Genomic DNA, 20,245 nt, shown 5'->3' with positions numbered 1-20,245 from the left:
CGGGTCCTCCCTGTGCGGGGGCTTCGGGTACTCTTTCCGTTCTCAGCCGCAGGATTAGTCCTTTGGGTTCAAAATGTTGCGCCAGTCCAGGTCGCCGCGCTCCAGTCCGTGAATGAGCACCTCCGCCGTCGCGATGTTGGTTGCGACCGGGATGTTGTGCATATCGCACAGACGCAGCAGATTCATGTCGTTCGGCTCGTGGGGCTTCGGGTTCAGCGGATCGCGGAAAAACAGAAGAAGGTCCACCTCGTTGCAGGCGATTCTTGCGGCAATCTGCTGGTCGCCGCCCTGTGACCCGCCCAGAAAACGCTGAATTTCAAGGCCGGTAGCCTCCGATACCAGTTTCCCCGTGGTTCCCGTGGCGCAGAGCGAATGCCGGCTCAGCACGCCGCAGTACGCAATGCAGAACTGAACCATCAGCTCCTTTTTCGCGTCGTGGGCAATTAAAGCAATATTCATACAATTGATCCTCCAAAAATCAACAAATAGAATCAAAATCGGTTGACCGCGGGAAGCGGCACCTGTTCGCCCTCCAGCCTCGCCGCAAGGCGCCCGACCGCCAGCATCCCCGGCGAGGTTTCCGGCGCGGAGCCGGACTGGAACGTCGCCGCCGCCAAAGCCGGGTCCTCGGGAATCACCGCGATCAGCCTGACGCCGGCCGCGTCGATGACGGAATCGAGGTCGGGGTAACACTTCTGCGCGCGGAACCGCGCGCCGGAAAAGCGGTTGACCACCAGCCTGTGCTGCCGCACCCCGGCTTCCTCCAGGCTTTGCCGGGTGCGGGCCGCGGCCCGCAGGCAGACCGGGTCCGGCGTGGCCACGACAAGCGCCCTTTTAGCCGCTGCCGCCGCGCTTAAAAAGCCCTGCCCGATTCCCGCCGGGCTGTCGATGAGAACATGGTCGTAATACCGTGACAGAACGCCGACCAGCTGCCGCATCACTTCCGGGCTGACGACGTCCTCTTCCGTCCCCGGGGCGGAAAGCAGGAAGAGATTCGGATCAATCGCGCTCGGGTAAACCGCCTTTGACGGCTCCACCGCGCCGGAGACAACATCCGCGATGTCGAACACGCGGTGGTCCAGCACGCCGAGCATGTGGTCAAGGCTCCCCAGCCCCGCGTCGCAGTCGATCAGCAGCACGCGCCTGCCGCGCGCCGCGAGCGCGGCCCCCAGAGACGCGGTGACCGTCGATTTGCCGACCCCGCCTTTTCCCGATGTAATTACTGTTACTGAATCCATAGCTGGTACCTCTATTGTTATCATATTACCACAACAAATTATAGGAGTAAAGCATTTTGCCTGTCTGTTTTTACAATATTTTCGCCCCCGCGCCTCTCTTTATCCCTGTGAGGAGGTCTGGGACGACGCCGAACCGGAGGAACTGTTCTTTTTCGCCTGATCGGAGGCGGACGGCATGACCAGATTTCCGTTTGCATCGACGGTTTTCCCATAGAAATACGCGTCAAACGCGTCTTTTGCGACGGTCAGGCTGTATTTGCTCGTCGCTCCGTGCTCCAAAACGACCGCGACCGCGATCTGCGGGTTGTCGTAGGGCGCGAACCCGATGAAGGTGACGTTGTCGGAATGGGGCGTCTGAACCGCGGTTCCGGTTTTCGCCGCGAGCGGAACACCGTAGCTGTGGAAAACGGAGGACGCGCTGCCCGTCGCCGCCACGCTGCGCATGGCCGCTTTGACATAATCGATGTAGGACTGATCGACGCCGATATTTTCGGCCGTCTGCGGCTTTGTCTGGGAAATGACCTGACTTCTCGCATAATTGGTTATTTTATCCACAACATGGGATTTTAAACGCGTGCCGTTGTTGGCGATGGTCGCGGCATAGGTCGCAAGCTGCAGCGGGGTGAACTTGTTGTCGCTCTGGCCCACCGCCGCCTCGACGGTATCCGCGTCCCACCACGAACCGCCCGAAGCGCGCTTTTCCGCAGGTCCGGCGAGGACTCCCGCGCTTTCGCTCAGCTCGATCCCCGTTTTTACGCCGAGGCCGAAGCGCGGGGCGTAAAGATTCAGTGCGCTGATGCCGGTGCGGTAGCCGACCTCATAGAAAAACGAGTTGCTGGATTTTTCGATCGCGTAATTGGCGGTGATCATCCCGTAGTTGCCGATGCTGCCGAGCGGCAGCCCCACATCCGAAAAGCGGGTATACACGCTGTTGCCCAGAATTCGCGTGGAGGTGGTAATCGACTTTTCCTGCAGCGCGGTCAGCGCCACATAGGGCTTGACAACGGAGCCCGGCGTAAAGATGCCGTTGAACGCCCGGTTGATCAGCGGAAGGTTTTTATCCTTTAGAAGCTGGCTGTAATAATTCGTGTCCGTCAGATATTCGTTCTCATCGTAGGTCGGGAACGTGGACGCAGCCAGAACCGCGAAATCGCTGACGCGGAGGATCACCGCCCCGCCGGCCACGCAGTCTTCGCCGTGCGCGCTGGACGAACCCTTGTAGTGTTCGGCGCAGAGCTTTTCCCCGTATTCGCGCGTCGCCTTGATATTTTGAGCCAGCGACGCGTTCAGAACCTTCTGCAGGTGGCTGTCGATGGTAAGGTACACGGTTTCGCCCGGCTGCGGCGCGCTGGTCACCGTTTCGGAGGCGACGTTCCCCTGCCCGGTCATTTCAACGGCCTTTTCGCCGGTTTTGCCGCGCAGGGCGCTTTCAAACGCCTGCTCGATGCCGCTTTTTCCGATGCGGTCGTTGTATGCGTAGCCCTTATCCTGAAGTGTTTTCCATTCTTCGGCGGAAATGGAGCCGATGGTGCCGAGGATCTGAGGCATCAGGGTCCCGTCCGGGTATTCCCGCTTTGTGGTCAGCTTCGTCTGAACGCCCGGCAGCCGCATGGAGTTCTCGCTGATAACCTGCACTGTTTCCTTGCTCACATCCTGCGCGAAGACATAGGGCGTTGAAACGGAAAATCCTGATTTTGTCATATTGTACCGCACGGAGGCGATATCCCGCGTATCCCCGGCGGAGTACCCGCCGCAGTCGTACTGGTCGATCAGATGCTGCATGCACTGCGCCGCCGTCGCGTAGGATTCCACATTCAGAAAGTCCTTGGATTTCAGCGTTGCGATGTCCTTGTCCCTGCCGGGAACAAACTCATATTCCCCTTTGGAATTCACGGTAATCGGCAGCTCATCCTCCCATTTTTCCCCTTTGGACCCCAGCAGCCGGATCAAAGTCAGAATGGTCTGGTTCTCCGTTTCCTTCGTCAGGTACGCCTTGTCGAACACAACGGAGTAGCCGGTGCGGTTCACCGCCAGGCCGTTCCCGGCGGAATCCAGGATTTCTCCCCTGGCAGTGTCCATTTTCACTTTATAAGAGCTGGACTTGTCCGCTTTTTCCAGAAAGGACGCGCCGTTGACGATCTGCCAGTTAAACAGTCGCAGAGCGTAAGCGAGAAGGACGGCAAAAAGCAGCAGTCCGATAAAAAGCCGGCGCCCCAGACCTGTGGTTTTTTTCTCTTCCACCGTCATTCCTCCTTCGAACGGATCTGCAGGGCAAGCGCGCGGTTAAAATAGTACGCAAGAGGCATAACCGCCAGTGTATAGCAGAAAAGCGGCAGGTAATGGATTAAAAGCGCATACACCGCGTGTTCATATCCGCTCAGCACGAAAAAGAACAGCCACTGCAGCAAAAACGTCACGGCGACCGCCGCGGCCGCCAGCAAAAACGCGGAAACAAAATTCGTCCGGAACAGGTTGGCCGCCACCAGTGAAATGAGGTAGCACCCCGCCGCCAGCAGCAGAGCGTGAAACCCCAGAACGCTGCCGTACCCTAAATCGATCAGCAGGCCGCCCGCGATGCCGAATCCCATGGCGGCGGTCTCGCCTTCGAACATCGCGATGGAAAGCACCGCCGGAAGAACCAGCACCGGTCTCGCCGTATAGACCTCCGGAATCAGCCCGGGGGTTTCCTGCAGCACAAACAGGACCAGCAGTTCAATGGCAAAGGCGAAATAGCGGATCACTCTCAGCCTGGTTATCGCGCTCATTTTATTTTCCTCCCTGGGAAGAGGCGGACGAAGAGGAGGCCGGCTTCGTGTTGTCGTCCAAAGCCTGACCCTGGCCCTGAAAGGACGTGATGACCATGACGTCGCGCACGGTTTTCACGTCGACAAACGGGGTAACCTCCGCGTAAAGGGATACGTCGTAAGGGTCGCTCTTCACGCTCTTCACCGTTCCGACCGCGAGATCCCTCGGGTAAATTCCGCCGAGGCCGTTTGTCACGACAATGTCCCCCGCCTTCACGGTCGTGCCGGCGGAGAGCATCCCGAGTTTCACAATCCCCTGGTCCGAAAGCTTGACGTCGGTGCCGACCACGCCGCTTTCGCGGTTAACCTTGTCCATCGCGCTGATTTTCGTGTCCGGCGAAAGGACGGTGGTCACCCTGCTGTAATTCGCGCTGACGGAGGAGACCCATCCCGCCACGCCGCTTTCCGTAATGACGGGGTCGTACACGGCAATTCCGGCCAGAGTGCCCTGGTCGATGGTAAACTGGTAAAACAGGTTTGCCGGGTCGCGCGCAATCACCGCGGCGGAAACCGGTTTAAAATCCATGTTGTCATTTTTCAGTTCCAAAAATTTGCGCAGCTGCGCATTTTCCTGCTGGTAGGTATAATAGTTAATTAACTTGCGGTTCAGCTCGTCCACTTGCTGCTTCAGCTGAGCGTTTTCCGCCTCAAGCTCTTCTTTCGACTGCGTAACGGACTGCGCCGCCACCGTTGCGTTATTTGTAATCAGCGTGCTCACGCGTTCCATCGGCGTGGAAAGAAAGCCGAAAGCGTTCGTCGCGAACGACCCGCCCGAACCCGCCGTGATCAGCATGACCCCGAACAGGACAAACACGGTGATAATCAGAATTTTAAAACCGTTGGAATGGAACACATCCTTCATCCGGCGCGGCCCCCTTTTCCTGTCTCTGTTATTTTTCGGGCAGGGCTCGCCGCCCCGTCCGCTGATTTTTTATTATAGCATGCTTTCAGGCCGGAAACAAGGTTCCCGGGCGGCGCGGGAAAATATCGGAAAGAAACTCTTGACAACGGAAGAGAGCTGTATTATAGTTAGTTACACAAGTAATTAACTAGTTAAGGAGTGAGAAGGATGCCTCCCGGTTTTACAAATGAAAAACCGATCTTCCAGCAGGTCGCGGAAGAACTGGAGGACGCGGTTCTGAGCGGGGCCTTTCAGGAGGAGGAACAGATCCCCTCCACGACGGAAATCTCCGTCAGCTATAAAATCAACCCCGCCACGGCATTAAAAGGAATCAATCTGCTGGTGGAAGGATCCATTGTCTATAAACGGAGGGGAATCGGCATGTTTGTGGCCCCCGGCGCAAAGCAAAAGATTTTGGAAAAGCGCAAACAATCCTTTTACCGCGCCTTTGTGATTCCGATGGTCCGCGAAGCCGAAAAGCTGGGGCTTGGGCCGGAGGAAACCGCCGAACTGATGAAAAGAGGATTTAACAATGGGAATTGAACTGAATGGCGTGACGAAGCGTTTTAAGGGCGCGGCGGCGCTTAACCATATCGGCCTCACCCTGGAGGACGGCCATATTTACGGACTGCTGGGGCGAAACGGCGCGGGAAAAAGCACCCTGCTGAATCTGATTGCGGGCCGGCTCTTTCCGACACAGGGGGAAATCCTGATCGACGGGGAACCGGTTCTGGAAAACGACCGCGCGCTTGGCAAAATCTACTGCATGTCTGAGGCGAACTACTTTCCCGAGGGTCTGCGCGTCCGGGAGATCTTTCGCTTTACTTCTGAATTCTATCCCCATTTTGACCTGCCTTATGCACTCGACCTCAGTGAAAAATTCGAGCTGGACCTGAACGCGAAGAACAACAGGCTTTCCACCGGATACGGAACCATTTTGAAAATCATCACCGCGCTGGCGAGCGGCGCGCCGATCCTGCTGCTGGACGAACCGGTTCTGGGGCTGGACGCCGGAAACCGCGAGCTGTTTTACCGCGAGCTGATCCAGAATTTTTCGGAACACCCCCGGCTGATCGTTTTTTCCACCCACCTGATTGAAGAGGCGGCCAAACTGATTGACCGCGCGGTCATGCTCCGGAAGGGAAAGCTGATCCTCAATGAGGAGGTGGAAACGCTTTTGGAAGATTCGTACCTGATAAAGGGCCCGGCTCAGGCCGCCGACCGGTACGCCGAGGGGCGCACGGTTATCAGCTCTGAGCTGCTCGGCGGCCTGAAAACCGTTTACCTGCGCGGCAGGCCGGACCCCGGTGCGCTTGGAGGGGACCTGATTTCGGAAAAAATAGACCTTCAAAAGCTGTTTATCGAGCTGACGGGCCGCCGGAAGGAGAACCAGAAATGAATCTGAAACCGATCATCCGCATGCAGAGCCGGACCGACATCCGCGTGTTCCGCATCATGTACCTGGTGGTATACTGCATTGTGGCGCTCAACGTTTTTTACGAACTGTTCAGCGAAGACAGACAGCAGCTGACCACCTCCGGCCTGGAATTCACGACGGTCATCACGATTTTTATCGTCGGACTGAATTCGTTCCGTGAATTTTTTCTCTTCTACTCGGCAAACGGCGTTTCCCGCCGCCGCATGTTCGCCGGGATCGTTTCGTCGCTGGGAATCGCCGCCGCGTGCACGGCGCTGATCGACACGTTCAACATGTTTGTTTTCTCGCTGTTCATGAATTACCGGTCGGTTTACAGCCAAAGTCTGACGCCGACGGGCGTCAACCTTAAATTCAACCGGGTATGGCCGGCCCTTGGGAACCCGGCCGTGAGAAGCCCCGCCTTTCTGCTGAAAAACCTTCTGTGGTGTTTCTGTCTCTATTTTGTCGCCGCACTGCTCGGCCTACTGATTACGACCTTCTACTATCGGTTAACCCGCACCCAGAAGTTTGTGTTCTCCTTCGGGGTTCCCATCGTTTTGCTGATCGGTCTCCCCATGTTTGACCAAACCTTCACCGGCGGCCGCATTTCCGCCGCCCTCGCCGAAGCCTTCCGCTGGTGGATGAACTGCGCGATGAACCCGGCCGCCGATTTTGCGACCCACATGATTCTCGCCGCGTTTCTTGCCGCCCTGACCTTCCTGCTGGTCCGCCGTGTGGAAGTCAAGCGATAAGGGGGAATGAATCATGGGCGACCCGTCTAAATTTATCAGTACCGCCGAATATTTCTGGTTCAATTCGGCTTTCGGCCTGCTGTGCTGCTCGGAAGCACTGATCTGGCTGTTCACCTCCAGCCGCTGGGCACGGGGCGGTGTGCGTCCCGAACGCCGGGATGCCACCCTATGGCTGATTATTTTCGCGTGGTGGGGCGGCATTGTCGTCAGTTTCGGCCTGCGAAGCAAAGGGGTTTCCCCCTCTATGCAAAAGCTGCTTCTGCCCCACGCGTTCTATTTTGTGGGCATGGCTTTCCTGGTCGGCGGAATCCTTTTGCGGTGCGTTTCCGTATGGACTCTGAAACGCGCGTTCACGCTGAATGTTCAGACCACCGACGACCAGCATTTAATCACGAAAGGCCCTTACCGACTGATTCGGAACCCCGCTTATACGGGCAGCATCCTCAGCCTGCTCGGCATCGCGCTCTGCCTGCGCAGCGTGTTCGCGCCGGTTCCGGTGCTCATCCTCTGCGCCGTCTGCTACGGCCTGCGTATCCGCAAGGAGGAAAGGGCGCTGTCCGACCAGTTCGGCGAAGAATTCGAAGCCTACAAACAGCACACCTGGCGGCTGTTCCCCTGGTTGATATAAAAAGCCTATCGATTGCAAATATGAATATGTCCCTCCCCCGCCGAAGGCGGGGGAGGGACATAAGCAAATTCTACAATTCAACTGGAATTGCTGTAACCAGTAAGAATAATTATGCGCACGGCATGCTTTTGTGTTAAAATAGAGTACCAAAATTAAACCTAATTTCGCCAAGGGCACATCTGGGTCTTTACGCTAAGAGCGGTACTGTCTTTAACTTCTTCTATGGCGAGAGAGATGAGAAATTAATCTATGTCGCAAACTGAAATTAACGTTTATACATTTTTTCTGATATGGTTTCCTCTCATATGCCTTGTGTTAACTTTTTTGTTTTTTATCATCGACGGAATTTATAACGGAAAAAGCCGGTCTTCTCGCGGCTCGGCACTCTGTTCGCGGTTCTTTTCGTTCTCGATCTGGCATTCTGGGTTTTGGGAATCATCGTGGGAAGAATGAATTCCTGAGGAATACGCACGGCGCCCCGGCACATTTTTCTTGTGTCGGGGCGCCGTCTTTTTCTCCGTTATCCAAGCTCCGGGTCGTAGTGTGCCCGCTCGCCGCCGATATATTTCGGCCTTGTTCTGGCGCAGACCAGGTTTGCCTCGCCGATCTTTTTGACGCTTAGCCGCACCGGAACCGCCACCGGACGCAGGTGCATGCCGATCAGCGTGTCGCCGATGTCCATCCCCGCGTGAGCCTGTACACGCTCCACCGCGACCGGGCGCTCGAACGCGCGGTAGGCCGCCGTCGCGAACGAACCGCCCGCCTTCGGCTGCGGCACCGCGTTCACGATTGGCAGACGATACTGCTCCGCCGCCGCTTCCTCCAGAATGATCGCCCGGTTCAGGTGCTCGCAGCACTGGGCCGCGAGGTAAATTCCCTTTTCCTTTAAAACGGGATAGATCGCACCGAACACCGCGTTCGCCGTTTCCTCGCTGGAGCCGGAACCGATCCGCTTCCCGCAGATTTCGCTGGAAGAACAGCCGATCACCAGAATCTGCCCCGGCTTCACCGTTACCTGATCCAAAAATTCCGTCACGGCCGCGCGGGCCTGTTTTTCTATTTCGTTCAGCAATGTAATACCCCCATTCACAATTTTAACTATGACTATTATGATACCCCCGGCTGCGGCAAATGCAGGCGGGGGCGAAAATTCCGATTTTGTCAGTGTCTTGGCTTCGCGCGCACCCTGATTACAGCCTGAATCATCGCGGTAACGACCTGCGCGTTGGTCTGCGCGTCAAGGTCCGGCGTGATCTCCCTGTCGGAAACGACCCTGTATTTCGGCGGCAGCTTGTTCAGCGCCAGCGCGACGATGTCTTTTTTGCAGCGGTCGCAGCGGCAGCACTGAAACCGAGCCAGAACCGAATCCAGCTTCTCCAGAACGACTTCCTCCATGACGTTGACGACCTCCGTGCGGCGGCTGTCAAGTGACGGAACGCTGACCTTATGCGGCTCCGGCTCCCGGTGCGCGGCGGGCTCCTGTTCGGGCGGCGCGCTGAAATCGGACTGCAGCGACGCCGCGGCTTCGTTGACCGCGCCGGCTTCCTCCGCGGGATTCTGCTGTTTCGACTGGGACGGCATCAGTTTTTTATACATCAGTTCCTTGTCGATCTCTTTTTTCGACCTTGGCATGCGCCGTCATACCCCCCTTGCCAGCAGTTCGTCGATAAATTTCCCGTAATCCTGTGCAATATGGCTGCGGGCGTCGTAGTCGAACACGTTCTGCTGAAGCGACTGCGCCTCGCTGGCCGAAACGCTGCTGCGAATATAGTTTTCAAACATGCTGATTTTCAGGTCGTTCGCAATCAGCTCCGCGGTGCCGCGCACCTCCCGGCTCAAGCGGGTGCGGGGATTAAACCGGGTCAGCAGGATTCCCGCGATGGAAAGGTGCGGATTGCAGTATTTTTTGACGCGTTCCACGGTTTCGTAAAGCTGCGCGATGCCCTGAAGACTGAAGATATCCGAAATCATCGGCACAACGATATGATCGGACGCCGTGAACGCGTTGATGGTCAGTATGCCCAGATTCGGGGGCGTGTCCAGCAGGATGTAATCGTAAAAGGTCTGTATCGGCTGGATTGCCTCCTTGAGCAGAAACTCACGGCCCGTGTTGGTAAATTCCAGCTCGATTCCGCTTAACAGAATGCTGGAGATGATGATGTCCATGCTGTCGGTTTTCTGAATCGCATACTGGGTTTTGACCTCGCCCTTTAGCACGTTGTAAATCGACGCGCTGGTTTCGGTGTCAGCCCCGACGCTGAACCCCAGATTCCCCTGCGGGTCAAGGTCGATTGCCAAAACACGGTAGCCCCTTTTCTTTAATCCAGCGGCCAGGGCGCAGGTCGTCGTCGTTTTGCCGACCCCTCCCTTTTGGTTGGAAATTGAAATCACCTTGGCCATTTCGATTCCCCTTTCCCGTGATTCGACACGATTCGCATAATATCTTTATTATATCGTCTCACCGTGTGTTTTACAAGCGGTTCAAAGGAAAAAGCCCCGCCGCAAGGGCGGGGCTTAGCAGGAAATTCCTTACGAAAAAAGACCCGCAAAAGCGGTTTTCGCGGATCAGGCACGGGAAAATCACGCAGGAAGCTTTTTACGAGCGGTCGGAGCAGACAAGAAAGATGCGGGAGCAGTGCGCCAGCAGGAAGACGGCGCTGGAGGAATTTAAGAAATTGATGGAGAATCCAACATTTGCAATAAACTGTAGCCGCCGGGTTTACGGCGGCTGTTTTACGGTCTTTTCGGTCCCCGATTGCGCTAAGGATCACGGCCGCGATGAAGGCCCCGAGAAATTATCGCCATCGTGCGCAGGTAATTTCCTAAAATTTATTACGGCTATTAAATATTTTAATTAGCTTAATTCCAATAACAATAAGTACAAGATAAGCACATATTCTAAGGACAAACGCGATTACTGAAATCGCAGGCAACCAAAAAAGATTTTCCATACTTTTGTCCCTTTCATGTTTTTAAAAAAGAGGCTTGCTAGCCACTTATGCAGCTAGAAGCTTAAAATTATTGCATTTTCTCTTGTAATTTTCTTTATTGGTATCATAACGTTTGTTTTTCTGCTTTTCAATGATAAATATTGTTTTTGCAATAAATTAAAGTCTCATAGCAGGTTAGACCTTGGAGGTTGGTCGGTTGACCAAAGAAAAACGGGATTCTTCCTCAATAAGCGGCACGCCCGCCGGAATCAAAGAGTACCGGCCTGCTCGCCCTCCGGCACAATTTCTTAAGGGAAAACACATTTTATATAGAAACAAATCCCCCTTGCATCTCTGAATAAACAGATTGCAAGGGGGATCGTTTCGCTAATAAGATTTCCCGGCTTGAGACAGTCCAAATTTTTCCGGTGCTTCCTTATGACGTTTCAGCTTTTGGCGGGGTCCGGTACCGGAAAATCGCGTTACAGTCCCATCGCGATTTTAAAGTTCTTGCGCATTGTTTCGCATGAATCGCCGAATTTTTCCAGTTCCTCCTGCGTCATGCCGATCTCGACGATCCGCTCCGCGCCGTCCGCGCCGAGCACCGCCGGAACGCTCGCGTAAACGTTCCGCTGCCCGTACTGCCCTTCCAGCAGGCAGGAAACGGGAAGGATCTTCTTCTCATCGTGGAAAATGGTCTTGACGATTTCCGTCAGCGCCGTGCCGATGCCGAACTCCGTCGATTTCTTTCCGTGAAGAACAATCCAGCCGCCCTTTCGCGCCGCGGCCGCGATTTCGTCCAGATTCAGTTTTCCATAGCTCTCCGGATGTTTTTTCATCAGCTCCGTCAGGGAAACCCCGGCAACCGACGCGTTCGACCACGCCACCATCTGCGATTCGCCGTGCTCACCCATCACATAGGCGTGAATGGATTTCTGGTCGATTCCGGTCCGCTCGGAAAGGACCCGCCTCAGGCGCGCGGAATCCAGCGTGGTGCTGGTGGAAATCACATGCCTCGCGGGCAGGCCGGTGCGTTCCTGCAGATAATGCGCGATCACGTCCGCCGGATTCGAAATGCTGACAAGGATTCCCGAAAATCCGGATTCCTTCATCGGGCCGACTACGGTTTTCATTTCTTTGATCGTTGCGCCCAGCGTGTCCATTCTGGTCTGGTGCTCGTCCGGCAGCGGGCCGGCGGCCATTACGGCGATGTCCGCGTCCGCCAGCTCGTTGTAATCGCCGGCGCGCACGTTCACGTGGTGCGGAAGATAAACGGTCGCGTCCGCGAGGTCCATTGCCTGGGAAACGGCCTTGTCCCTGTCCGTGTCAAGATACACAAGCTCGTCGCAGACGCCTTGTGTAATCAGGCTGAATCCGCAGTGGGAGCCCACATGCCCCGCGCCGATCACAACGATTTTCCTTGTTTTCATGTCCACAGACCTCCTATTGAATCAGATATTTATTCCGGAGTGCGCCGCAACGTACCGATCGCGCCACACGCACCACCCGGTAATCGAGATGAGAACCAGCGCGCCGCCGAACAGCGCGTATCTGCCCGGAGCCTCCCCGTAAAACAGGAAGACCCAAATAGGGTTCAGGAGCGGTTCCAGCGTGCCGATGAGCGAGCACGCGAGGGGCGGGCAGTTTTTCAGCGCCAGGCCGTACAGAACATAGGGAACCCCAAGCTGAAAAATTCCCAGAATCAGGATGGCGGTAAGAGACTGCGCCGAAAAGACGGGCGGATCAAAAAAGATCACAGGCACGCCGATCACCGCCGTCGCAAGGTGTGCGAACAGAATGCCGCTCATGCGGGTGTCGGTGTCCGCCCTGGCGGAAACGATAAAATTCAGCGCCATCAGCACGCCGGAAAACAACGCGATGCAGCTGCCGAGCAGACCGCCGGCACTCAGCCGGTCGAAAAAAAACAGTGCGATGCCGAACATCGTTCCCGCGACCGCGAATACATCGGCCGGGTGAAAGCGCTGTTTGAAAATCAGCGCCGAAAACACAACGATGAACGCGGGGGCCGAATACTCCAGCACAATCGCGTTTGCCGCTGTTGTGAGCTTGTTTGCCACTACAAAGGAAAACAACAGCCCGCAAAGAGTCAGACAGCTGAGAATGGAATAGCGGTTGACGCATATTTTGATTCCGGCGTGCCTGATGTACAAAAACATGACTCCCGCCGCCAGCAGGCTGCGGAAGCCGGAAATGATAAAAGGATTCCACGGAAGCAGCTTGATCAGCGCCCCCGCAATGCTCCACAGCAGCGCGCTCCCGATCATCAGCATTACGGACTGCTTCCGGGCCTTTGACAACACCATCCGGCGATTCTCCCTTTTTAAACAGCAAACCTATCAATCTGGTACATTTTAGCACAGTTCGCACTGTGACTGCAATATTTTTAAAAACTTTTTATAAGCCGACGGCACGGCGCAGCGGGAACCGAAATCTTCCCGATCCGCCCAGAAAAAATTTTTCGTCATGAATTCCGATTTTACAAGGTAGCCGCTCATTTGCCACTCCACATGGGTGAAAACATGTTTCGCACCCGGCAGCGGCTCCATCCCCTGTGCCGAAACGCCCCACCCGCTCAGAATAAGCCGGGCCTCCTCCTCCGAAAGGGTCCCCGGCGCGCAGGGGAATTCCCACATCCCGGCAAGAAGACCGGTTTCCGGGCGTTTTTGCAGCGCCGCCTTTCCATCGCAAAGAATCAGAAACACCGTTTTCTCCTCCCTGCGGCGCGCGGGCTTCGGCGAAGCCGTAGGCAGAGCCTCCGCCCGCCCCGTTTTCAGCCCTTCGCACAAAGAGGAGAGCGGACAGCGTTCGCACAGCGGCGCGCCGTTCGGAAGGCAGACCGTCGCCCCAAGCTCCATCAGCGCCTGTGTAAAATCCCCGCTGCGCCCGGCGGGGTAAATTCCGCGCAGGTTTTCCGCCGCGAGGCGCTTCGCCGCCGGGTCGCGGATATCCCGTTCGTCGGCGGTCAGCCGCGCTAGCACCCGCAGCACATTGCCGTCAATGGCCGGCTCCGGTCTTCCGAACGCGATGGAAGAAATCGCCCCGGCGGTGTACTCCCCGATGCCCGGCAGTTTTCTCAATTCCCCCGGGTCGCCGGGAAGGATTCCGCCGTACTGCTCCACAACGATTCTCGCGGCCTTTTGAAGATTCCTGACCCGGCTGTAATACCCCAGCCCCTCCCAGAGTTTTAGCAGGCGGTCCTCCGGGGCGCGGGCCAGCGCCTCGGCATCCGGCAACTCCCGAAGGAAGCGCTCGAAATAGGGCTTAACCGCCTCCACCCGCGTCTGCTGAAGCATGATCTCCGAAATCCACACACGGTAAGGGGTCGGTTCCTCCCGCCAGGGTAAGCTGCGGCGGTTCTCTTCGTACCACCGCAGCAGCGGCCTTACAATATCTGCTAAATTCATGCGGTTTCCTCTCCCCCAATAAGCCTTTAAACTCGGATTCAATCCTTTTCCGCCTCAAAACGGAACAGCTCTTCCACCGTTGTATGGAAAACATCCGCAAGGTCCATCGCCAGCCGCAGGGAAGGATTGTATCTCCCGTTTTCCAGGTTGACAATGGTTTCGCGCCTCACGCCGACAAGCGCCGCAAGCCCGCTCTGCGTCATGCCCGTTTCCCGCCGAAACCGGGGCAGCTCCGTTTTCAGCCTCATACCGCGCTCCCCCGCCAGTCATACAGTACAAAAAACAGCGCGTACAACACGTCGATTCCCGCAAGAACAAAATCCATCACCGCCGCGGTCAGCGCGATCGTTCCCCCCGTAAAGATGCAGTACAGTGCCGCTCCCGCAAGAAGAACGGCAAGCACCGCCCAGGAAGCTGAGGCCGCCGAAACCGCGGTGGACCGCGCCATCTCGTCGTACGGCTGTCCTTTTTTCAGGTACCAAAAGAGCAGAAGCCCCCAAAGCAGCAGGAATACCGCATCGGATGCAAGCACAAAGGCTTTGGATGGAATGCTCCATGCTTTGTAAAGGCCGGAGACAAACATCACCGCTCCCGGCAGAGAAAACAAAAAGAAAACAGATACCCTTAAACTTAGTTTTTTCTGATTCATAGGATCCCTCCGGTGTGAACTATTTCTAACATATGTTAGAATTATATCACTTTACCCGGCGAAGTCAAGCAAGAAAAAACGGGGACCGCCGAAAAAGATCAGCGTTCGCCCCCGATGATTCCATTCAACAGGTCGGCCCATCCGGTTTCAGGTGCCGATCATTTTCATGATATCCTTTTTGCTTTTCACCCCGACCTTGCGGGCGGCTTCTTTGTTATCCCTGAGCAAAACCAGAGTCGGAATGCTCATGATACCGAACCTGTCGGCAAGCTCCGGCTCGCTGTCGATATCGACCTTTCCGACCCGGACCTTTTCCGCGGCCTCCCGCGCAATCTCGTCGACGATGGGGGCGGCCATACGGCAGGGCCCGCACCAGGGCGCCCAGAAATCGATGAGCAGCGGCTTGCCGGAATTCAAAAACTTGTGGATATTCTTGCTGGTAATGGTTACTGGCAACATTTGGAGTCTCTCCTTTTCCTATTTAAATTTGCTTTTGCTGTATTCTATGAAGAAGAGGAGAAATGTTCCGTAACATTGTCACGCAGGCAAAAAGTCAGCTTTTTTTCCGCGCCCGGAATTCTTTGATGACGTCCGCCCCCGCCAGCGCGCCGTCGCACACCGCTTTTGAAATTTGAAGCAGCCCGCCGGTGCAATCCCCCGCCGCGTACAGACCCGGCACATTCGTGCGCTTCTTTTCGTCGACCACAACCGAAACGCCCTTCACCTCCGCGCCGATCTTCCGCGCAAGGTCGGCGCTGCCCGCCACGCCGACCGCGACGAACAGACCCGCCGTTTCCAGCTCGGAGCCGTCCTCGAACCGGACTCCTCCGAGCTTCCCGTCGCCGGTCAGCGCCGCCACCTTCCGGGAATTTACCGTCATTCCCGCGGGGAACACGGCCTGCGGCTCCTGCCCGTCGGTCAAAATCGTGACGGAAGAAGCCAGCGGCAGCAACTCGGCGGCTTCGTGCAGGGCGTAATCGCCCGCGCCCAGTACTACAACCGGCTTTTTCCGATAGAAGAAACCGTCGCAAACGGCGCAGTAACTGACTCCCTTTCCCTCAAACTCCGCAAGGCCCGGGATTTTCGGCGCTTTGCGCGACGCGCCCGTCGCCATGACGGCAAACGGCGCGCGATAGGAATTTTCTTTTGTCGCGACCGCAAATTCACCGTCGAAAGAGAGCCCGACTGCCTCTTCCCGAACAATGCGAACGCCGAGGCGTTCGGCCTGTGCGATTCCGTTTTCGAGCAGCTGCCGACCAGAGACCGGTTCGGCGAACCCGTAATAATTTTCAATTTTATCCGTTTTTTCCAGCGCCCCCGCCCCGGAGGCGAGAATCAGCGTGGAAAGCCCGGCGCGGGCGGTGTACAGCGCGGCGGAAATTCCCGCTGGGCCGCTCCCCAGTATAATAACGTCCGGCATGACAGATCCTCCGTTCTTTTTTCGTGATTTTCATCCTAACCGGCTTTGCCGGTTTCTTCCGTGACAACGTCACAAAGTTATTTTTTTAACTTATGTGATTTTGTCACGGAAAAAGCGATACAATACATTTATTATATACTTGTATTTAAAAAATGGAAAGACGGGAGGGAAAGAAGACGGAATACCTGATCACCTTTTTGGAAGGCGTCGTCACCTTTGTCTCCCCCTGTCTTCTTCCGATGCTGCCCGCCTACGCTTCTTTTTTTGCCGGGCAGGAAACTTCCGGCGGCAATCGCGGCGCGGTGAAAAACGCGCTTGGGTTCACAGCGGGATTCACCGCCGTTTTTCTGGTCCTCGGCGCGTTCGCGGGAACGCTCGGCGCGGCGGTGCGCCAGCACTCCCGATTGGCCGGCCTTTTCGCGGGCGCCGTCATGGTTCTGTTCGGGCTGCATTTCGCGGGGGTGCTGCGCATCGGGTTCCTGGAGAAAAGCCGCGTTTCCGGATTCCGCCCGAACGGGCTTGGCTTTTTCCGTTGCGCGCTGTTCGGCGCCGCGTTTTCCGTCGGCTGGACTCCGTGCGTCGGCGCGTTTCTCGGCTCCGCCCTGATGCTAGCGGCGGCGGGCGGAGAAAGCTGGAAAGGGATTCTGCTGCTTCTCGCGTATTCCGCGGGGCTGGGAATTCCGTTCGTTGCGTCCGCTTTGCTGATCGACCGGCTGAAACGCTCGTTCGACCGCATCAAGCGGCATTACCGGGCCGTCACGGCGGCATCCGGGATTCTTTTAGTGATCGTGGGAATTCTAACAGCGGCCGGACTTCTGGTTCCGCTGTCTTAAAGGAGGGAGAAAATGAACCGGGCATGGAAAACGGTGCTTCTTACCGCCGCATTCGCGGCGGTCCTCGGCGGAGCTTACTTTGCCTACACGGGCCTTTCCGCGCGCTACCGGCCTGAAAGCGATTTCTTGGTCTCATCGGCGCCGACCTCTTCGCAGAGTGCCGCGGGTTCCTCGCAGGCGGCGTCCTCGGCGGTCGAAGCGCCGGATTTTACGGTTTACGACGCGGACGGAAACGCCGTGCATCTGTCGGATTTCAAGGGAAAGCCGGTCGTTCTCAACTTCTGGGCAAGCTGGTGCTACTACTGCAAGCAGGAAATGCCGGAGTTCAATCAGGTTTACGGCGAAGAGAAGGATCGGGTCCAGTTCTTATTTGTCAACTGGACCGACGGAAGGCAGGAAACGCAGGAAAAGGGCGAAGCGTTTTTGAAGCAGAGCGGCTATAACTTTCCGGCTTATTATGATCTGAATCAGGAAGCGGTATCCGCATACGGGCTGACGGGCATTCCGGCGACCTTTTTCATTCGAGCGGACGGGACGGTAGCCGCCGGCTCGCCGGGTGCCATGGACGGCGACACGCTGAAAAAGGGAATCGAGCTGATTCTGTCCGGCTCATAATTTCTTTATGCCCTGATTTATTTGACAATTCACAAACTATTATGAAAGGCGGTTTTACTATGAAGGTTTTAATCGTAGGCGGAGTCGCGGGGGGTGCCAGCGCGGCGTGCAGACTGCGCAGGCTCAGCGAGGACGCGCAGATCATTCTGTTTGAAAAGGGAAAATACATCTCCTACGCAAACTGCGGCCTGCCGTATTACATCGGCGGAACGATCAAGGATAAAGACAGGCTTCTGGTCACAAAGCCGGAAACGCTGCGCAGCCGTTTCAACATCGACGTGCGTGTGGAAAGTGAGGTCGTCTCGATCAACCGGGACAATAAAACCGTCACGGTCGTAAACCACGCGGACGGCTCCCGGTATGAGGAAAGCTACGACAAGCTGATTCTTTCCCCCGGCGGAAACCCGAAGCGGCCGAAGCTGCCCGGAATCGACCTGCCCGGAATCTTTACCCTGCGCACTGTTCCGGACACATTCCGCATTGACGAGTATATCAAAGAGCACAGCGCCAAAAGCGCCGTGGTGGTCGGCGCGGGCTTCATCGGCGTGGAAATGGCGGAAAACCTGAAAGAACGCGGGCTCGACGTCACCATCGTCGAATTCCTGCCGCAGGCGGTGTCGAACCTCGACCCGGAAATGGCCGCGATCCTGCACCGGCATCTGCGGGAAAACGGAATCCGGCTGATGTTCGGAACGGGTGTAAAGGGCTTTGAACAGAAGGAGCGGCTCTGCGTCAAGCTATCCGACGAGAACGAGCTTCCGGCGGACCTTGTCATTCTGAGCATCGGCGTCGCGCCGGACAGCTCTCTGGTAAAAGACGCCGGCCTTCCGCTCGGCATCAGGGACAGCATCCGGGTGGACGACACGTTCCAAACCGGAGACCCGGACATCTACGCGGTCGGCGACGCAATCGACGTGAAGCAGTTCATCACCGGCGAAGAGACCATGCTGGCGCTGGCGGGCCCGGCAAACCGGCAGGGCCGCGCGGCGGGCGAAAACGTGCTTGGAAAGCGGGTTCAAAAAGACGAGGGCGTCATCGGCAGCGCAATTCTGAAGGTGTTCGGCCTGACCGCCGCTTCGACCGGCCTGAACGAAAAGCAGCTGAAAGAAAAGAAGCTGCCGTACCTTAAGACCTATGTGCATCCCAGCGACCACGCCACCTATTACCCGAACTCGACCCAGCTGAGCATGAAACTGCTGTTCGCGCCGGACGGCAAAATTTACGGCGCCCAGGCAGTCGGCGCGGCCGGTTCCGACAAACGCATCGATGTAATCGCGACCGCAATCCGCCTCGGCGGCACGGTTTACGACCTGGAAAAGCTGGAGCTGTGCTACGCGCCGCCCTATTCCTCCGCGAAAGACCCGGTGAACATACTGGGCTTTACCGCCGCCAACATGCTGCGCGGGGACGTCAAGCCTTTCTACGCGGAGGACACGGACGGTCTTGACCGCTCCAAGGTTACGCTCCTCGACGTTCGCACCCCGGAGGAAACCGCGACCGGCATGCTGGACGGCGCCGTCAACATTCCGGTCGACGAACTGAGGAACCGCCTTTCCGAGCTGCCGAAAGACAAACCGGTCTACGCCTACTGCGCGGTGGGCCTGCGCGGCTATGTCGCGTCCCGCATCCTTGCGCAGCACGGGTTCGACGTTTACAACCTGAGCGGCGGGATGAAGACCTGGCGCGACGTTCACGACAAGCCGTCCGCCCCCTCGCCCACCGACTGCGTGGGCATAAAAAAAAACTGTGAGCCGGTAAAACCCGCGCCGCCCTCCGCCCCCGAAAAGACGATTGAGGTGGACGCCTGCGGCCTGCAGTGCCCCGGCCCGATCATGAAAACGGCGCAGGCCGTGAAAGCGGCATCGGAGGGCGAGACCCTGTGCATCCGCGCGACGGACCCCGGCTTTGTCTCAGACATCGGCGTCTGGTGCGAACGGACCGGAAACCGCCTGCTCGGCTCCGAGCGGAAAGGCACCGTCTATGAGGTCCGCGTGCAGAAGGACGCTCCGGTGCCCGCCGCTCCGGCTTCCGCGCCCGCCGCGGGCGGAAACGACAAAAGCATCATCGTGTTCAGCGGAGACCTTGACCGCGCCATCGCTTCCCTGATCATCGCGAACGGGGCTGCTTCCATGGGGCGGAAGGTAACGATGTTCTTCACATTCTGGGGCCTGAACGTTCTGCGCAGAAACAACCGCGTCGGCGTCCAAAAGAACCTGATTGAAAAAATGTTCGGCGCCATGATGCCGCGCGGCACGCAAAAGCTCGGCCTTTCCCGCATGAACATGCTCGGCATCGGTCCGAAAATGATCCGCGGCGTGATGAAGCGCAAGCACGTTTCTTCGCTGGAAGAACTGCTCCAGTCCGCGATGGACTCCGGCGTGCGGATCGTCGCGTGCCAGATGTCCATGGACATTATGGGAATCCGCAAAGAGGAACTGATCGACGGAGTCGAGGTCGCCGGAGTCGCGACCTTCCTGGGCGCGGCGGAACAGTCCGACACGAACCTGTTCATTTAAACGCTTCCCGCAGGTTTCAAATCCCGCTGCCGGACATACCGGCGGCGGGATTTTCGTTTTTTTCGTTCTGTAATTGTAATTGCGCCTCAATCCGGGTATAATCGTTTTTGGGATTAT

The 20,245-nt window shown here is 56.9% G+C and carries 22 protein-coding genes; 7 read left to right on the top strand and 15 right to left on the bottom strand.

Annotation, left to right across the window (positions count from 1 at the left end):
• Positions 1-54 precede the first annotated feature (54 nt).
• The 5 genes from ACLQ3M_RS04095 to mreC all read right to left on the bottom strand — a co-directional run bounded on the left by ACLQ3M_RS04095 (position 55) and on the right by mreC (position 4,904).
• Positions 55-459 (bottom strand): methylglyoxal synthase, encoded by a 405-nt coding sequence (locus ACLQ3M_RS04095; RefSeq protein ID WP_066646634.1) that lies wholly within the window; start codon positions 457-459, stop codon positions 55-57.
• 32 nt (positions 460-491) lie between these two features.
• Positions 492-1,238, bottom strand: a complete 747-nt coding sequence (locus tag ACLQ3M_RS04090) for a P-loop NTPase (RefSeq protein ID WP_411676433.1) — start codon at positions 1,236-1,238, stop codon at positions 492-494.
• 99 nt (positions 1,239-1,337) lie between these two features.
• On the bottom strand, positions 1,338-3,479 hold the full coding sequence (locus ACLQ3M_RS04085; protein WP_411676432.1) for a penicillin-binding transpeptidase domain-containing protein: 2,142 nt from the start codon (positions 3,477-3,479) through the stop codon (positions 1,338-1,340).
• Positions 3,480-3,481: 2 nt separating this feature from the next.
• On the bottom strand, positions 3,482-4,003 hold the full coding sequence (gene mreD / locus ACLQ3M_RS04080; protein WP_411676431.1) for a rod shape-determining protein MreD: 522 nt from the start codon (positions 4,001-4,003) through the stop codon (positions 3,482-3,484).
• Position 4,004: 1 nt separating this feature from the next.
• Entirely contained in the window at positions 4,005-4,904 is a 900-nt protein-coding gene (mreC, locus tag ACLQ3M_RS04075; RefSeq protein WP_411676430.1) for a rod shape-determining protein MreC, read from the bottom strand.
• Positions 4,905-5,111: 207 nt separating this feature from the next.
• On the opposite strand from mreC, the gene ACLQ3M_RS04070 reads away from it, so the two are divergent.
• The 4 genes from ACLQ3M_RS04070 to ACLQ3M_RS04055 are packed head-to-tail and all read left to right on the top strand — an operon-like array spanning position 5,112 to position 7,740.
• A complete protein-coding gene (locus ACLQ3M_RS04070; RefSeq protein WP_411676429.1) occupies positions 5,112-5,486 on the top strand; it encodes a GntR family transcriptional regulator in 375 nt (124 codons plus the stop codon).
• Positions 5,476-6,342, top strand: coding sequence for an ATP-binding cassette domain-containing protein (locus ACLQ3M_RS04065; protein ID WP_411676428.1), 867 nt, complete (start codon positions 5,476-5,478; stop codon positions 6,340-6,342). Before ACLQ3M_RS04070 ends, ACLQ3M_RS04065 begins: the two co-directional genes overlap by 11 nt.
• Positions 6,339-7,112 (top strand): hypothetical protein, encoded by a 774-nt coding sequence (locus ACLQ3M_RS04060; protein ID WP_411676427.1) that lies wholly within the window; start codon positions 6,339-6,341, stop codon positions 7,110-7,112. Before ACLQ3M_RS04065 ends, ACLQ3M_RS04060 begins: the two co-directional genes overlap by 4 nt.
• A 13-nt stretch (positions 7,113-7,125) precedes the next feature.
• On the top strand, positions 7,126-7,740 hold the full coding sequence (locus tag ACLQ3M_RS04055; protein WP_411676426.1) for a methyltransferase family protein: 615 nt from the start codon (positions 7,126-7,128) through the stop codon (positions 7,738-7,740).
• A gap of 520 nt (positions 7,741-8,260) precedes the next feature.
• Here the strand turns inward: ACLQ3M_RS04055 and ACLQ3M_RS04050 are convergent.
• The 10 genes from ACLQ3M_RS04050 to ACLQ3M_RS04005 form a co-directional block, all read right to left on the bottom strand.
• Entirely contained in the window at positions 8,261-8,812 is a 552-nt protein-coding gene (locus ACLQ3M_RS04050) for a TIGR01440 family protein (RefSeq protein ID WP_411676425.1), read from the bottom strand.
• 89 nt (positions 8,813-8,901) lie between these two features.
• The gene (locus tag ACLQ3M_RS04045; RefSeq protein WP_411676424.1) at positions 8,902-9,372 is read right to left on the bottom strand and encodes a late competence development ComFB family protein; all 471 of its coding nucleotides are present in this window, start codon (positions 9,370-9,372) and stop codon (positions 8,902-8,904) included.
• Positions 9,373-9,378: 6 nt separating this feature from the next.
• A complete protein-coding gene (locus ACLQ3M_RS04040; RefSeq protein WP_411676423.1) occupies positions 9,379-10,140 on the bottom strand; it encodes a ParA family protein in 762 nt (253 codons plus the stop codon).
• Positions 10,141-11,152: 1,012 nt separating this feature from the next.
• Positions 11,153-12,100, bottom strand: a complete 948-nt coding sequence (locus tag ACLQ3M_RS04035; RefSeq protein WP_411676422.1) for an L-lactate dehydrogenase — start codon at positions 12,098-12,100, stop codon at positions 11,153-11,155.
• Positions 12,101-12,121: 21 nt separating this feature from the next.
• Positions 12,122-12,994, bottom strand: coding sequence for a DMT family transporter (locus ACLQ3M_RS04030; RefSeq protein ID WP_411676421.1), 873 nt, complete (start codon positions 12,992-12,994; stop codon positions 12,122-12,124).
• Positions 12,995-13,042: 48 nt separating this feature from the next.
• Positions 13,043-14,095, bottom strand: coding sequence for an A/G-specific adenine glycosylase (mutY, locus tag ACLQ3M_RS04025; RefSeq protein ID WP_411676420.1), 1,053 nt, complete (start codon positions 14,093-14,095; stop codon positions 13,043-13,045).
• A 38-nt stretch (positions 14,096-14,133) separates the two neighbouring features.
• Entirely contained in the window at positions 14,134-14,343 is a 210-nt protein-coding gene (locus ACLQ3M_RS04020) for a helix-turn-helix transcriptional regulator (protein WP_066646691.1), read from the bottom strand.
• Complete coding sequence (locus tag ACLQ3M_RS04015; protein WP_411676419.1) at positions 14,340-14,744, bottom strand: hypothetical protein; 405 nt, start codon at positions 14,742-14,744, stop codon at positions 14,340-14,342. Before ACLQ3M_RS04015 ends, ACLQ3M_RS04020 begins: the two co-directional genes overlap by 4 nt.
• 147 nt (positions 14,745-14,891) lie before the next feature.
• Positions 14,892-15,203 carry a thioredoxin gene (gene trxA, locus ACLQ3M_RS04010; protein WP_411676418.1) on the bottom strand — a complete coding sequence of 104 codons (312 nt, stop codon included), beginning with the start codon at positions 15,201-15,203 and terminating at the stop codon, positions 14,892-14,894.
• 94 nt (positions 15,204-15,297) lie between these two features.
• Positions 15,298-16,164, bottom strand: coding sequence for an NAD(P)/FAD-dependent oxidoreductase (locus tag ACLQ3M_RS04005; protein WP_411676417.1), 867 nt, complete (start codon positions 16,162-16,164; stop codon positions 15,298-15,300).
• Between the two features lie 152 nt (positions 16,165-16,316).
• Here ACLQ3M_RS04005 and ACLQ3M_RS04000 point away from each other — a divergent pair, with 152 nt between their 5' ends.
• Genes ACLQ3M_RS04000 through ACLQ3M_RS03990 form a run of 3 tightly spaced genes read left to right on the top strand, consistent with a single transcriptional unit; the run spans position 16,317 to position 20,128 of the window.
• Positions 16,317-16,997 (top strand): cytochrome c biogenesis CcdA family protein, encoded by a 681-nt coding sequence (locus tag ACLQ3M_RS04000; RefSeq protein ID WP_411676416.1) that lies wholly within the window; start codon positions 16,317-16,319, stop codon positions 16,995-16,997.
• 12 nt (positions 16,998-17,009) lie between these two features.
• Complete coding sequence (locus ACLQ3M_RS03995) at positions 17,010-17,612, top strand: TlpA family protein disulfide reductase (protein WP_411676415.1); 603 nt, start codon at positions 17,010-17,012, stop codon at positions 17,610-17,612.
• A 59-nt stretch (positions 17,613-17,671) separates the two neighbouring features.
• Entirely contained in the window at positions 17,672-20,128 is a 2,457-nt protein-coding gene (locus tag ACLQ3M_RS03990; RefSeq protein WP_411676414.1) for a DsrE/DsrF/DrsH-like family protein, read from the top strand.
• Positions 20,129-20,245: the final 117 nt, after the last annotated feature.

The sequence above is a fragment of the Caproicibacter sp. genome (assembly GCF_046707225.1).
Taxonomy (GTDB): domain Bacteria; phylum Bacillota; class Clostridia; order Oscillospirales; family Acutalibacteraceae; genus Caproicibacter.
Note: the sequence above shows the minus strand (reverse complement) of the source record. Positions and strands in the feature narration are given on the sequence as shown.

Excerpts from the sequence above, each read along its gene's own strand:
- ACLQ3M_RS04035 (WP_411676422.1), bottom strand. The coding sequence starts at position 12,100 with ATGAAAACAAGGAAAATCGTTGTGATCGGCGCGGGGCATGTGGGCTCC.
- ACLQ3M_RS04070 (WP_411676429.1), top strand. The coding sequence starts at position 5,112 with ATGCCTCCCGGTTTTACAAATGAAAAACCGATCTTCCAGCAGGTCGCG.
- mreD (WP_411676431.1), bottom strand. The coding sequence starts at position 4,003 with ATGAGCGCGATAACCAGGCTGAGAGTGATCCGCTATTTCGCCTTTGCC.
- mreC (WP_411676430.1), bottom strand. The coding sequence starts at position 4,904 with ATGAAGGATGTGTTCCATTCCAACGGTTTTAAAATTCTGATTATCACC.
- ACLQ3M_RS04090 (WP_411676433.1), bottom strand. The coding sequence starts at position 1,238 with ATGGATTCAGTAACAGTAATTACATCGGGAAAAGGCGGGGTCGGCAAA.
- ACLQ3M_RS04055 (WP_411676426.1), top strand. The coding sequence starts at position 7,126 with ATGGGCGACCCGTCTAAATTTATCAGTACCGCCGAATATTTCTGGTTC.
- mutY (WP_411676420.1), bottom strand. The coding sequence starts at position 14,095 with ATGAATTTAGCAGATATTGTAAGGCCGCTGCTGCGGTGGTACGAAGAG.
- ACLQ3M_RS04000 (WP_411676416.1), top strand. The coding sequence starts at position 16,317 with ATGGAAAGACGGGAGGGAAAGAAGACGGAATACCTGATCACCTTTTTG.
- ACLQ3M_RS04015 (WP_411676419.1), bottom strand. The coding sequence starts at position 14,744 with ATGAATCAGAAAAAACTAAGTTTAAGGGTATCTGTTTTCTTTTTGTTT.
- ACLQ3M_RS03995 (WP_411676415.1), top strand. The coding sequence starts at position 17,010 with ATGAACCGGGCATGGAAAACGGTGCTTCTTACCGCCGCATTCGCGGCG.
- ACLQ3M_RS04040 (WP_411676423.1), bottom strand. The coding sequence starts at position 10,140 with ATGGCCAAGGTGATTTCAATTTCCAACCAAAAGGGAGGGGTCGGCAAA.
- trxA (WP_411676418.1), bottom strand. The coding sequence starts at position 15,203 with ATGTTGCCAGTAACCATTACCAGCAAGAATATCCACAAGTTTTTGAAT.
- ACLQ3M_RS04030 (WP_411676421.1), bottom strand. The coding sequence starts at position 12,994 with ATGGTGTTGTCAAAGGCCCGGAAGCAGTCCGTAATGCTGATGATCGGG.
- ACLQ3M_RS04060 (WP_411676427.1), top strand. The coding sequence starts at position 6,339 with ATGAATCTGAAACCGATCATCCGCATGCAGAGCCGGACCGACATCCGC.
- ACLQ3M_RS03990 (WP_411676414.1), top strand. The coding sequence starts at position 17,672 with ATGAAGGTTTTAATCGTAGGCGGAGTCGCGGGGGGTGCCAGCGCGGCG.
- ACLQ3M_RS04005 (WP_411676417.1), bottom strand. The coding sequence starts at position 16,164 with ATGCCGGACGTTATTATACTGGGGAGCGGCCCAGCGGGAATTTCCGCC.
- ACLQ3M_RS04020 (WP_066646691.1), bottom strand. The coding sequence starts at position 14,343 with ATGAGGCTGAAAACGGAGCTGCCCCGGTTTCGGCGGGAAACGGGCATG.
- ACLQ3M_RS04065 (WP_411676428.1), top strand. The coding sequence starts at position 5,476 with ATGGGAATTGAACTGAATGGCGTGACGAAGCGTTTTAAGGGCGCGGCG.
- ACLQ3M_RS04095 (WP_066646634.1), bottom strand. The coding sequence starts at position 459 with ATGAATATTGCTTTAATTGCCCACGACGCGAAAAAGGAGCTGATGGTT.
- ACLQ3M_RS04045 (WP_411676424.1), bottom strand. The coding sequence starts at position 9,372 with ATGCCAAGGTCGAAAAAAGAGATCGACAAGGAACTGATGTATAAAAAA.